The organism is Streptomyces sp. NPDC048623 (assembly GCF_040650755.1).
In the GTDB taxonomy this organism is placed as follows: domain Bacteria; phylum Actinomycetota; class Actinomycetes; order Streptomycetales; family Streptomycetaceae; genus Streptomyces.
In genome coordinates, this window is sequence record NZ_JBEZHV010000008.1 from 266540 (window position 1) to 279434 (window position 12895).

The 12895-nt window shown below is 74.6% G+C and carries 8 protein-coding genes; 3 read left to right on the plus strand and 5 right to left on the minus strand.

The window, feature by feature from the left end; genetic code table 11:
* Positions 1–54: 54 nt before the first annotated feature.
* From AB0C73_RS14990 to AB0C73_RS15005, 4 genes are all read right to left on the minus strand, one after another.
* The gene (locus tag AB0C73_RS14990; RefSeq protein ID WP_362529239.1) at positions 55–1413 is read right to left on the minus strand and encodes an aldehyde dehydrogenase family protein; all 1359 of its coding nucleotides are present in this window, start codon (positions 1411–1413) and stop codon (positions 55–57) included.
* A gap of 182 nt (positions 1414–1595) precedes the next feature.
* Positions 1596–3272: a carbohydrate binding domain-containing protein gene (locus tag AB0C73_RS14995; protein WP_362529241.1), complete on the minus strand. Its 1677-nt coding sequence runs from the start codon at positions 3270–3272 to the stop codon at positions 1596–1598.
* A gap of 160 nt (positions 3273–3432) precedes the next feature.
* Positions 3433–4650 carry an LCP family protein gene (locus AB0C73_RS15000; RefSeq protein ID WP_362529244.1) on the minus strand — a complete coding sequence of 406 codons (1218 nt, stop codon included), beginning with the start codon at positions 4648–4650 and terminating at the stop codon, positions 3433–3435.
* 200 nt (positions 4651–4850) lie between these two features.
* The gene (locus AB0C73_RS15005; RefSeq protein WP_362529247.1) at positions 4851–5507 is read right to left on the minus strand and encodes a hypothetical protein; all 657 of its coding nucleotides are present in this window, start codon (positions 5505–5507) and stop codon (positions 4851–4853) included.
* Between the two features lie 634 nt (positions 5508–6141).
* Between AB0C73_RS15005 and AB0C73_RS15010 the strand changes: the two genes are divergently transcribed.
* Complete coding sequence (locus AB0C73_RS15010; RefSeq protein WP_362529248.1) at positions 6142–6918, plus strand: NPP1 family protein; 777 nt, start codon at positions 6142–6144, stop codon at positions 6916–6918.
* A 149-nt stretch (positions 6919–7067) separates the two neighbouring features.
* A complete protein-coding gene (locus tag AB0C73_RS15015; RefSeq protein ID WP_362529251.1) occupies positions 7068–10202 on the plus strand; it encodes a transcriptional regulator in 3135 nt (1044 codons plus the stop codon).
* A 35-nt stretch (positions 10203–10237) separates the two neighbouring features.
* On the opposite strand, the gene AB0C73_RS15020 is transcribed toward AB0C73_RS15015, so the two are convergent.
* Positions 10238–11161: a MerR family transcriptional regulator gene (locus tag AB0C73_RS15020; RefSeq protein ID WP_362529253.1), complete on the minus strand. Its 924-nt coding sequence runs from the start codon at positions 11159–11161 to the stop codon at positions 10238–10240.
* Positions 11162–11327: 166 nt separating this feature from the next.
* Here AB0C73_RS15020 and AB0C73_RS15025 point away from each other — a divergent pair, with 166 nt between their 5' ends.
* Complete coding sequence (locus AB0C73_RS15025; RefSeq protein ID WP_362529256.1) at positions 11328–12878, plus strand: alpha/beta hydrolase; 1551 nt, start codon at positions 11328–11330, stop codon at positions 12876–12878.
* The last annotated feature ends 17 nt before the right edge of the window (positions 12879–12895 follow it).

The window sequence follows — 12895 nt, forward strand, 5'->3', positions numbered from 1 at the left end:
CCGCCGCACGCCCGTGCGCCCCCTCGGGCGCCCCCGGGACCTCGGACTCTGCGGTCAGCCGGGGGTGAGGGTGTAGGTCCGGGAGGAGGTGTAGAAGTCGAGGGCGGCCCTGCCCTGTTCGCGCGGGCCGGAGCCGGAGTCCTTGGTGCCGCCGAAGGGCAGGTGGAAGTCGACGCCGGTGGTGGGCGCGTTGATCCGGATCATGCCGGTGTCGAGCCGGTCGAGACCGTCGAGGGCGGCGGCGAGCCCGGCGGTGTGCACGGAGGTGACCAGGCCGTACCGGGCGGCGTTGACGATCCGTACGGCGTGGTCGAGGTCGCGGGCGGGCAGCAGGGCGGCGACCGGGCCGAAGACCTCCTCGGTGAGCAGCCGGTGGCCGGGCGCGGCCTTCTCGACGAGGGTGGGCGCCGCGTACCAGCCCGGCCGGTCGGGGACGGTGCCGCCGGCGAGTACGGAGAGGCCGTGCCAGGCGCCGGTGACGGCCTCGCGGGCGTTCTCGCCGATCAGCGGGCCGCACACGGTGGCCTCGTCGGCCGGCTCGCCGACCGGGACGGCCCGCAGAGCCTCGGCGAGGGCCTCGCGCAGCGGGTCGAGTGCGGCGCCGACGCCGATCACACGGCTGGTGGCGGTGCACTTCTGGCCGGCGTATCCGGCGACGGCACCGGCGATGTGCGCGGCAGCCCGCTCGATGTCGGCGTCGGGCAGCACGATCGCCGCGTTGAGGCCGCCGGTCTCGGCCTGCACGGGGACGCCTCGGGCGGAGGCGGTGCGGACGACCTCGCGGCCGACACCGCCGGATCCGGTGAAGGAGACCACGTCGGCGGCGGAGACGAGCGCCGCGCCCTCGGTGGCCCCGCCGGGAACGACCGTGAACACCCCCTCGGGCACGGCCTGTCGGATCAGCTCGGCGAGACGCAGGGCGCAGGCGGTGGCCTCCGGGGCGGGCTTGAGGACCACCGTGTTGCCCGCGGCGAGCGCCGGGGCGGCCTTCCAGCTCGGGATGGCGAAGGGGAAGTTCCAGGGGGTGATCAGCCCGGCCACGCCGTGCGGGCGGCGCCGGGTGAGCAGCAGTCCGGGGCCGGCCGCGGTCTCGTGGACGGCGCCGGTGGGCTCGTACGGCGCCTGCGCGTAGTAGCGCCAGAGAGCGACGGTGCGGGCGAGTTCGGCGCGGGCCTCGGCGACCGGCTTGCCCACCTCCCGTACGGCGAGCGCGGCGAGTTCCGCGCTCGCGGCCTCGACGGCGGCGGCGACCGCGCCGAGGGCGGCGGAGCGGGCGGCGGCTCCGCCGAGGACCCAGCCGGGCTGTGCGGCGCGGACCCGTTCGACGGCGTCGGCGGCGGCGAAGGCGCCCGGGGCCGTGAGTTCGACGAGGATGTCGGCCGGGTCGGCGGGGTTGCGGGAGATGACGGTCATACGGCGAACCTTCTCTGCGGTGTCCGAGTGAGGCGCAGTGCAATTTCACATTACTATTTCACGGGTCACATCGCAGTTGCTGGGCCATCTTCTCCGTACGACAAGGGCCGCCCTCCCCCTGAGGGGAGAGCGGCCCGGCGCGGTGGCCTGACGCGGTGGCCTGACGCGGTGTCTCGACCAGGTCAGCCGGTGAAGCCGGCGGTGATCCGGGTGAACTCCCAGTCGCTCTGGGCGATTCCGGAGCAGGTCTCGGTCACGCCGCCGCCCGCGCAGCCGCGGTCGCGGTTGACGGACCAGAAGGCGAGCCGGGCGATGTGGTGGGCGTTCGCCCAGTCACGGATCTGCGTCCAGATCTGCTGCGTGGTGACCTCCTGCTGGTCGGAGAGGCCGTTCATGCCGGAGATGCCGACGTGGGCGTAGGCGGTGGCGTCGTCCCAGCCGTAGACCGACTTCAGCTTGTCCTTCAGGCCGTTGGCGGCGTTGACGGTGTTGCCGTACATGTCGGCGCCGCCGCCGAAGTCGAAGGGCATGATCGTGAAGACGTCGATGCCGGCGTTCAGCGCCTTGGACTGCTCGATGAGCCGGTTCCCGTAGTAGGTGGGGCCGGTGGTCGCGGTGCCGAAGGTGAGGATGGTGCGCAGGCCGGGGTTGTTGGCCTTGACGATCTTCAGCGCGCCGAGGATGCGGTCCTGGACGGCCGTGTTCTCGAACTCGTCGGTGTTCTCGATGTCGATGTCGATGGACTTCAGCCCGTACGCGTCGATGACCTTCTGGTACGCGCCGGCCAGGGCCTCGGGGGTCGAGCAGTTGGGGCCGAGCTTGTTGCCGGACCAGCCGCCGATGGAGGGCACGATGTCGCCGCCGGCCGCCTTGACGGCGTTGATGGTGGACTGGTCGACGCCGCCGGTGAGCGGGCGCTGGCCGTCCCAGGCCGGGTTGCAGCCGCCGGAGGAGAGGATGAAGGCCATGGTGAAGGTCTTGATGCCGGTGGCGTTCATGACGGTCGCGGGCGCCGGCGGGTTGCCCCAGCCGAGGTAGAGGTAGGGCGCGGCCTGCTTGAAGCCGGTGCCGCCGCCCCCGCCGCCGGCCTCGGTGGTGACGGTGGCCTGGTTGGAGGCCGCCGAGACGTTGCCCGCGGCGTCGCGGGCCTTCACGGTGAAGGTGTACGAGGTGCCGGCGGCGAGCCCGCCGACGGTGGCGGAGGTGCCGGTGACCGTGCTGACCTTGGTGGCGCCCTGGTAGACGTCGTAGCCGGTGACGCCGACGTTGTCGGTGGCGGCGGTCCAGGCGAGGGACACCGAGGAGGCGGTCTTGGCGGACACCTGGAGGCCGGTGGGCACGCTCGGCGCCTGGGTGTCGGTGCCGCCGCCCCCGCCGCCGGGGCCGTCGAGGCTGATGTCGTCGGCGTAGTAGGTGCCCTGCGCGTACCAGCCGTGGGTGTAGACGGTGGCGCTGGTCTGGCTCGCGCCGGTGGTGAAGCTCAGCGAGAGGCGCTGGTACGCGGAGGCGGACGGGGTCCAGGTCGAGGTGCCGCCGTCGACGCCGAGGTACACGTAGTTGCCGCGCACCCAGCCGGACAGCGTGTAGGTGGTGTTGGGCTGCACGGCTACGGTCTGGGAGCACTTGGCGATGTCGGACGCGCTCACCGCGCCGGCCAGCGCCTTGGTCCCGCTGTGCACGGGGGTGGTGACGACGGAGCCGGCGCCGCCGGAGCAGCTCCAGCCGGACAGGGTGCCGGACTCGAAGCCCGGGTTGCTCAGCAGTTCGGCGGCCTGAGCGGGGGCGGGCAGGGCGACCAGGGCCGCCGCGCCGAGGAGCGACGCGCCGAGCGACGCCACCACGCGGTTGCGGACAAGCACCGTACCTCCAGGGGGAGTTGTGGGGGTTGGAGCAGGAGGGGAGAGCGGGAGGACAAGCGCGTCACAGATTGGACTGGACCAATCCGTCCGTCAAGCCCCCGTCTCACCCCCTGGCCGCTTCCGGCCCCTGCCCGGTGCCACGACTCCAGGCTCTCCCCGCCTAGTTGGGAGCGGGGCGCAGCCGGTCGATCGGGTGGCTCTCGACGTACGGCCCGAGCTTGTCGTCCTTGTACGCCTGCCACAGCGTGGTGCAGCGCGCCCGGTCGAGGTAGACCACCGACTGGCCCTTCTCCATGCCGGTGCCCTTCACCGGCGCGTTCATGAAGGTCATGTCCCCGGACCGGACCTCCCGCATGTTCCACACCAGGTCGCGCATCTCGCCGTCGCCGAAACGCTCGTCGACCGAGACCGTCTCGGTGAAGATGTCGAGGGTCTCCTTCAGCTTCAGCGGGTCCTTCAGGGACGCCGAGTCCATCACCTTCTCCAGGACGGTGCGCAGATAGTTCTGCTGCCGGTGGGTGCGGTCGAAGTCGCCGTTCGGCAGGTTCTTGCGCTCTCCCACGTACGCCAGGGCCTGCTGCCCGTTCATGTGCCGGCGCTCACCGTCCGACATGATGATGTCGACGCCGCCGACGGCGTCGGTGAGCTTGCGGAAGCCGTTCCAGTCGATCACCGCGAAGTGGTCGACACGCACGTCGGTGAGCCGCTGGACGGTGTCGATGAGCAGCGGCGGACCGCCCCAGGAGAAGGCCGCGTTGAGCTTCGCCCGGCCGTGGCCGGGGATGTCCACCCAGGAGTCGCGCGGCAGCGAGACCACATAGGCGGCGGAGTGGTCGTCCGGGATGTGCACCAGCATCATCGCGTCGCTGCGCTGGTCGCCGTACTTCCACAGCCTGCCCTTGGCGTCGCTGCCGGTCGTGGGCACGTCGGAGCGCGAGTCCAGGCCCATGAGCAGGAAGTTCTGCCCGCCCTTGGACGCGGCGGGCACCGGCACATTGGTCGGGAAGGTCTGCGGGATGCGCTGCACCCGGCCGGTGTAGTGCTGGTACGCCCAGTAGCCCGCCCCCGCCGTGAACAGCAGCGCGGCGACGAACAGCGCGAGGGCGCTCAGGAGCACCGTCCGGCCCTTCGGCCGCCGCCGCTTGCGGGGAGGCCCGGGCTCGTCGCCGCCGTCCGTGCCCTCGTCCTCCGCGCCGCCGGACCCCTCCCGCTCTACCGGCCGCTCGCCGAAGAGCGCGTCCCCGATCGAGCGCCCCTCGGCAGTCCCTCCCGTCTCAGCCGTCTCAGCCGCCCCTCCCGTCCCAGCCGTCTCGGCCGCTTCCGCCGCCTCGGCTCTCTTCTCTTGAGCCGTGTGTTCCTGCTTCTCGTGCGCGCTCATGGCCGCGCCTCCCCCCTCCGCGGCCTCCCCGCCCCGGATCGACCCCACCCCAGCCCCGACGCACCCCGCGGGGGGCGTACTTCAGGCCACAAGGATGCCGAAGTTCGGCCGGGCGCGCGACGGGTCCCGGGAAGCGGATGGGAGCGGAACCGGGCGCCGGGCCTGGGTGGCCCGGTCCGGGTGTCCCGCCGATCCGCCGGTCAGCTCGTGACGGTGATCTGCTGGGCGGCGTCGGTGGTGTCGGTGATCTGGTAGGTGGCGCTGAAGGCGGCCGACTGGTTGCCGGTCGGGCAGAGGAAGCCGCCGGTGACGGTGGCGGGGACGGGCGCGCCGCTGATGGCGAGGGTGGACGGGGCGCCGTTGGCCCAGGTGCCGTTGACGGCCGTGGGGCCCGTGGGTGAGGCGGTGATGGTGCAGGAGGCGAAGCCGCTGGTCTTGAGGATCACCCCGCCCTTGGGGATGGTGAAGCCGCCGGCGGCCGGGGCACCGTTCTGCGCGGACAGCGTCCAGGCGCCGTTGGTGGAGTTGGCGGTGACGCTCACGCTGACGCCGAAGACGCTGGTGCTGCAGCCGCTGAAGGTGGGCGGGTTGACGGGGACGGTGACGGGTCCGTCGGCGTTGTGGTTGGCGGGTGCTGCCGGGATCTGGTTGTTGGCGCCGGTGGTCGGCACGGACGCGGAGACCGTGCAGGTCATGGTGGTGGACCCGGCGACGAAGGTGGCCTTGCCGGTCAGCTTGGCGGCGAAGGAGTGACCGGCCGGCCCCAGGGTGGTGGAGGCGGCCTGGGTGCCGGCCCCGCCGAAGGTGAGGGCGGCGGCCGCGGCGAGGCCGGTCGCGGAGACGAGCAGCTTGGACATGGGGATCTCCTCGGTTTCGGAGTGTGGGGAGCGAGGAGGTGCGGATACGCGTGGGGTGAGTGGGGGCCACGCGAAGTGACTTGAGAGTAGAACCGGCCGGTAGAGGTGTACAGCAGGGTTTTCCGCCACTACTGACAGACTGTCAGGAAGGTTGGCCCGATGGACCACTTGACTCAGCAGGTCGCTTGACCTGCTGGGCTCCTGACCCCGGCAGGATGCACCTCACCCCCACCCCCGCACGCACGACGCCGCCCCCGGGCGGAGCCTCGTCCGGGGGCGGCGGCGTTGAGCGGCGATGTCGGCGCACGACGCTCGGGTACGGGGTCCGGGAGCCCCCACGGCTCTCGTTCGGAAGCGACCCCGACGCCTCCGATCCTGCCGTGTCCACGTGCCCGGTTCCGTGATCGACGGCCCTGTCCCACACGATCCGGCGAAACGCGGGGCGCCTCTTGACGGCCCGCGCGCTCCGGCGCGCGCCCGCCGTACGGGGCCGGTGCGCCCCCGCCCGTACCGCCGTCCGCGCCCCGCCCGCACCCACCGCCCGGAGTCGTAACTCCCGGTTCCCTTCAGGGTGGTTGACGGTCCAGGCGGAGGGCTGCGAAGGTCTGCCAGCCCCCACATCCAAGGAGCCCATGTGCATCCGACATCCGCGCCGGGGCGCCGCCGGACGGCGCTCGCCGCCCTGCTGTGCGCCCTCGCCCTCGTCCTCGGCGTCCCCGCCACGGCCTACGCCGCCGTCCTCCCGCCCCTCCCCCAGAACGCCGACGGTCTCGACCAGACCTTCGCCCCGGCGTACGACTTCGACACCGACGGCTGCTACATGACGGCCGCCATCGGCTCCGACGGCACGCTCAATCCCGGTCTGAAGCTCGGCGGCACGGTCAACGGGCACTGCCACGACCCGGCCCAGCTGGCCGCCGCCAACAGCTACTCCCGCGCCAAGTGCAACAACGGCTGGTGCGCCGTCGTCTACGCCGGCTACTACGAGAAGGACCAGGCGACGTGGGGCCCGCTGGCGATCGGCCACACCCACGACTGGGAGCACGTGGTCGTGTGGATCAGCGGCAACGAGGTGAAGTACGTGTCGGCGTCGCAGCACAGCGGCTACCAGGTGGCCGACCGCTCGGTGATCCGCTTCGACGGCACCCACCCCAAGATCGTCTACCACAAGGACGGACTCTCGACCCACTGCTACCGCTTCGCCAACTCCTCCGACGACCAGATCGAGAACTCCACCGGCGGCTGGTTCTACCCGCGCCTGGTCGGCTGGAACGGCTACCCGGCCGGTCTGCGGGACCGGCTGACGGGCGCGGACTTCGGTTCGGCCACGCTCAAGATCGACGATGCCGACTTCTCGTACACCCTGAACAACGCCAAGCCGGCGGGCATCCCGTTCGACCCGTACGCCTAGGGCGGCCCGGGCACGGCCGCCCGGCACGGCCTCCGGAACCCCAGCCGGTTTCGGCCCCCGGGGCCGGAACCGGACGCCTGCCGAACGATCCGGTCCCGGCGTTGGGGATACTGGAGGGCCCACGGGATCGAGGCGACAGGGAGGGCCGGGTGGAGTTCCGCCTGCTCGGGACGGTGTCCATCACGGCCGAGGCGGGTGAGCTGCCGCTCGGCCCCGCCAAGCGGCGAAGCGTGCTCGCGGCGCTGCTGCTGCGCGGCAACTCCGTCGTGCCCGTGGACCGGCTGATCGACACGGTGTGGGCGGAAGACCCTCCGGCCCGGGCCCGCACCGTGGTCCAGGGGCATGTCTCCCGGCTGCGCGCGCTCTTCGAGCAGGGCGGCGCGGACGACTACGGGGTGGAGCTGGCCACCCGTTCCCAGGCCTACGAGCTGCGCATGCCCGACGAACTCCTCGACACGCACCGTTTCGAGGAGCTGGTCCAGCTCGCCGGGCACCAGAAGCACCCGGGCGACGCGGTCCTGATGCTGCGCGAGGCGCTGGCCCTGTGGCGCGGCCCGGCGCTGACCGGCACGGTCGCCAGCGAGCCGCTGCTCGTCGCCGCCCAGGCCCTGGAGGAGACCCGCCTTGTCACGGTCGAGCAACTGGCCGCGGCGTACGGGCGGCTCGGCGAGCACACCAGGGCGGCGGCGGTGCTGCGCGCCGAGGCCGCGGCCAACCCGCTGCGGGAGTCCCTGACGGCGGCCCTGATGCTGTCGCTCTACCGCGCGGGCCACCAGTCCGACGCGCTCGACTGCTACCACCGCACCCGCGGCCTGCTCGCCGACGAGCTCGGCGTCGACCCTGGCCCGGCCCTGCGCGCCGCCTACGAGGCCGTCCTGCGCGGCCTGCCGACGGCGGCCCCGGTCGCGGTGACGATCGCGGAGGGGCCGGTACGGGGCGAGCCGGCCGTGGGCGGTGCGGCGGCGGGCGGGGTGGCACCCCGTGCGGCACTTCTCGAGCACGATCCGGCCCCGACCGGCGAAATCGCGCCCTCGGTGGCGTCGGTACGGGGCGGGGCCGGCGCGCCGGCGGCGGGCACCGTGCCGGGGGCGGAGGCCGCCGGGGTGGTCGGGGCGGCCGTCTCGCAGGCGCCGGCCGGGCACGGCGCCTTCACGCGGCCGGTGACCGGGATGTGGATGCCTGACGCCGGGATGTCCGGTGCTGGGGTACCTGACGCCGGAATGCGTGAGGCCGGGATGTCTGACGCCGCGGAAGGCGCGATGTCGCTGGTCGCGGGCGGGCCGGCTGCCGGACCGACGGCCGGACCAGGGGCCGGGCCGGCGACTGGGCAGGTCGCGGGTCTGCCGGCCGCCGGGCCGGGGGCCGGGCCGGGGGCCGCGCCCGCCGCCTGGCCCGCGCCCGATCTGCTGCCCCGTACCCCGCGCGGCTTCCTCGGGCGGGAGCGGGAGCTCGAAGCGCTCGACGCGGCCGTCGACGCCGCGCGGGTCGCCATCGTCACCGGCCCCGCCGGGGTCGGGAAGACGGCGCTCGCCCTCCAGTGGGCGCACCGCCGGGCGCCCCGGTTCCCCGACGGGGTGCTGTACGCCGATCTGCGCGGCTTCAGCCACGACGAGGGCCTGGAAGTGGTGGACGTCCTGCGGGAGTTCCTGCTCGCGCTCGGCGTGCCGCCCCGTCAGGTGCCGGAGTCGCAGACGGCCGCCGCCGCGCTCTACCGGTCGCTGACCGAGGACCGTTCGCTGCTCGTCGTGCTGGACAACGTACGGGGCGCGGACCGGGCCGGGCCGCTGCTGCCCGCCGGGGCGCGCTGCGCCGCCGTGGTGACCTCGCGGCTGCGGCTCGGCGGCCTGGTGGTCACCGAGCTGGCCCGACCGGTGCCGCTGGCCGTGCTCGGCCTCGACGAGTCGGCGGCGCTGCTCGCGGCGGCGGTCGGGGCGGACCGGGTGGCGGCGGAGCCGGCCGCCGCGCGGCGGCTCGCCGCGCTGTGCGACGGGCTGCCGCTCGCCCTGCGGGTGACGGCGGCCCAGCTGGCCGCCCGTCCGCACTGGCGCCTGTCCGATCTGGCCGCCGAACTCGCCGACGAGCAGCGGCGCCTCGCGCTGCTGTCCGTGGACGGCTGCGCGGGCGGCGACGGACAGGGCGTGGCCGCGGCGCTGCACCTCACCGTGCAGGGGCTGCCGGAGGAGGCGGCCCTGCTGTTCCGGCAGCTCGGGGCGCTGCCGGGCCCGGACCTGGACCGCAACGCGGCGGCGGCGCTGCTCGGCCGCCCGCCGGCGGTCGCCGCGACCGCCCTGGACCGCCTCTGCGACGCCCATCTGCTCACCGAGTACGCGCCCGGCCGGCACACCCTGCACGACCTGGTGCGGCTCTACGCGCGGGGCCTGCGCGCCGAGGACGGCACCCTGCTGCGGCTGCTCGACCACTACATGTGCACGGCGATGGCCGCGACGAAGACCGCCGAGCCCGACGACCTGCCGTGCTGCACGCTGCCCGCGGACGCCCACCGGCCGCCCGCCACACCGCACTTCGCCGGGCGGGACGCGGCGCTGCTCTGGTACGCGGCCGAACGCGACAACCTCGCCGCCGCGGTGGCCGCCGCCCGGGCCGCGGGCCACCACGACCGGGCCTGGCGGCTCGCCCTGCTCCAGTGGCCGTACATGCTGTGGAACAGCCACGACGGCTGGGTGCCACTCCTGGAGGCGGCGGTCGACTCGACGGCCCGCGAGGACGACCCGGACGCCGAGTCCCGGGCCCGCGCGCTGCTCGGCTGGCTGCTCGTCCAGGACGACCGGATCCCCGAGGCGCTGGTCCACCTCCGCCTCGCCCCCGGCCTCGCGGCGCGCGCCGGCGAGCCGTCGAGCGAGGCGACCGCCCTGGTCAACCTGGCGGTCGCCCTCGACACCACGGGCGTCACGGACGAGTCCCTCGCGCACACCGCCCGCGCGATCGCCCTCGTACGGGACGGCGACGACGTCATCACCGAACTCCTCGCCCTGGAACACCGCTCCCAGCAGCTCCTCGCCGCCGGCGACCCCGCCGCCGCCCTGGCCTGCGCCCGCCGCGGCCTCGCCCTCGACGGCGACACGGTCAACGGCCTCCTGGGCGTCCGCCACAGCATGCTCACCGCCACCATGGGCGCCGCCCTCCTCGACCTGGGCGACCCCTCCGCCGCCGAACCGGCCCTGACCCGCGCCCGCGAACTGGGCCTGGCCCACGGCTACAAGGAAACGGTGCAGCGCGCGGAGGCGGAGCTGCGGCGGCTGCGGGTGGTGACGGGGGGCGAATAAGGGCTCGCGGGCACGTGCGGGGTGGGGCGGGCGCCTCACTCGCCCCAGGCCCGGACCGGCCCGTCCGGCGCGAGTTGGGCCGACGGTACGACGTCCCGTTTGAGGGCCAGGCACATACGGCCGTGGACGGCGCCCATGGTCGGGCCGGCCGACGGGGCGCGGAGTTCTCCGACGAGTTGCCAGTAGCGGCCGATGAGGGGGTCCGCGCCCTGGACGAGGAGGCCGGCGAGGCGGCGCCGGAAGGACGGGGTGTCGCGCGTGTCGAGCGCGTCCGCGTAGGCGGCCACGAAGCGGTCCAGGGCCTCGTCGTGGTCCGCCGCCGCCAGTTCGTACGCCTCGGCGAGACCCGTGTAGAGGGCGCTCGGCCGGTGCGGCACGTCCGCGAGGTGGACGGTGGGCGCGGGGGCCGTGGCGATCAGGGCGTGCAGCCGGGCGTAGGCGAGGACCTGGGCCGGTGTGGGGTCGGCGGGCGGCTGCGGGACCGCGGCGTCCACGACGGCGGCCGCGAGCCGCGCCGGGAACCGTACGGGCAGGGTGCGCCGCCAGAAGCGGGCCAGCACCGTGGTGTCCGGCGGCGCGGCCAACCCGCCGAGCAGCCGCAGCCGTTCGGCCCGCTCGGCCGCCGGCGCGCTCTGGAGCAGCCGCAGCGAGGCCTCGTGCCAGCGCAGCGCCGTCATCCGCCGCTCCACCTCGTCGAGGCGGCGGGCGACGACGTCCTCCCACACCGCGCCCTGGTCGAGCACCGGCCCCACATCCGTGACCGGCACCTCAAGGGCCCGCAGCGCCCGGATCGCCCGCAGCCGCTCCAACGCCCCGGGCCCGTACCGCCGATGCCCACCGCCGGTCCGCCCGCCCTCGGGCAGCAGCCCCTGCTCGGAGTAGTACCGCACGGCCTTGACCGAGACGCCCGCCCGCTCGGCCAGTTCCCCGATGCTCCACATCTCGTCCTCGGTCCCCACGTTTCGAGCGTAATGGGCGGGCGCGCCCGCGGCGGCCTCACGGGTGCGCCCGACCGGGAAGCACTCCGCCGCGCGCTCGAAGCGGCGGGCCGGACGTCCTCGCCTTGAATCTCCCCCTGGAGGAGTTCCTATGTTCCGCGTGACGGAACGAGGCGAGGAGAGAGCGATGACCGCTTTCGTGTTGGTGTCCGGGCCCTTCACCGGAGGGTGGGTCTGGGACGAGGTGGTGGCGCGGCTGCGGAAGGCCGGGGCCGCGCCGTATCCGGTGACGCTCACCGGGATGGCCGACGAGGACGGGACGGGCGCGTCGTCCCCGGACGCGGACCAGGAGACGGACCGGCACACGGATCTGGAGACGCACATCGCCGACGTCCTGGCGACGATCGACCGGATCCCGCTCGCCGACGAGGTGGTGCTCGTCGGGCACGACTACGGGATCCATCCGGTACTCGGGGCCGCCGACCGGCGGTCCGGACGGGTCGCGCGGGTGGTCTACCTGGACGCGGGGCTGCCGCGGGACGGCGACCCGGCAAGCGCGTTCGTCCCGGAGGCGTCAGCCGTCGGCCGGGCCGACGCGAGCGGGGGCGGCACCGGGCTCGTACCGGCGCCGGCGGGGGACGAGTGGGCGGGCTGGGGCAGTACGGAGGGCCTGTCGGCGGCGGATCTGGCGCGGCTCGACCGGCTGGCCGCGCCGCAGCCGGTGCGGACGCTGACCCAGCCGCTGCGGCTGACCGGCGACCCCTTCGGCCGGCCGACGACGGGCGTGCTGTGCACGGCGAACGGCGCGAGCATCGCGACCGTGCAGATGCTGGTGACGGCGGGACCGGCACACTTCCGGGTGCTCGCCGCGCCGACGGTGGGGTACTTCGAGCTCGCCACCGGCCACTGGCCGATGCTCTCCGCGCCCGGCCCGCTCGCCGAGGTGCTGCTGCGGGCGGCGGCCGACGAGGGCGAGCGTCTCTCCGTACCGGACACGGAGCCGCTCGCCGGCGGCGGCACGCCGTTCCTGCTCGATGTCGAGGAGCGGCCGCGCGAGCGGCACGGCCGGGTCGATCTGCACCTGCCGGAGGGAGACGCGGACGCGCCACGGCCCGCGGTGCTGTTCGTGCACGGCGGGCCGGTGCGGCCGGACCAGCGGCCGACGCCCCGGGACTCCGCATACTTCCTCGGGTACGGGCGGTACGCGGCGGGCCTCGGCGTCGTGGGCGCGACCCTGGACCACCGGCTGTACGGCCTCGCGGACTATCCGCTCGCCGCCGAGGACGTGGCGGAGGCGGTGGAGCTGCTCCGGGCACACCCGCGGGTCGACGGCGACCGGATCGCGCTGTGGTTCTTCTCCGCCGGCGGTCTGCTCGCGGCGGACTGGCTCGCGGCCCCGCCGCCGTGGCTGCGCTGCGTGGCCCTGAACTATCCGGTGCTCGCGCCGATGCCCGACTGGCGCCAGGTGGGCGAGCGCTTCCGCCCGGCGGAGGCGCTGTCGGCGGCGAGCCCGCCGGTCGTACTGACCCGTGCGGGTCTGGAGCATCCGCCGTTCCAGGAGACGGTCGACGGGTTCCTGGCGGCGGCGGAGCGCACCGGCGCCGAGGTCGAGCTGATCGACCTGCCGCTCGCCCACCACGGCTTCGAGGCGATGGCGACCGACCACACCCCGGAGAACCGCGCCGGCGCGGCCCGCGCGGCGGCCTCCGTCGTACGCCGCCTGACGGCGCCCCGCTGACCCGGGCCGGCGCCCCA

Excerpts from the sequence above, each read along its gene's own strand:
- AB0C73_RS14990 (WP_362529239.1), bottom strand. The coding sequence starts at position 1,413 with ATGACCGTCATCTCCCGCAACCCCGCCGACCCGGCCGACATCCTCGTC.
- AB0C73_RS15000 (WP_362529244.1), bottom strand. The coding sequence starts at position 4,650 with ATGAGCGCGCACGAGAAGCAGGAACACACGGCTCAAGAGAAGAGAGCC.
- AB0C73_RS15005 (WP_362529247.1), bottom strand. The coding sequence starts at position 5,507 with ATGTCCAAGCTGCTCGTCTCCGCGACCGGCCTCGCCGCGGCCGCCGCC.
- AB0C73_RS15025 (WP_362529256.1), top strand. The coding sequence starts at position 11,328 with ATGACCGCTTTCGTGTTGGTGTCCGGGCCCTTCACCGGAGGGTGGGTC.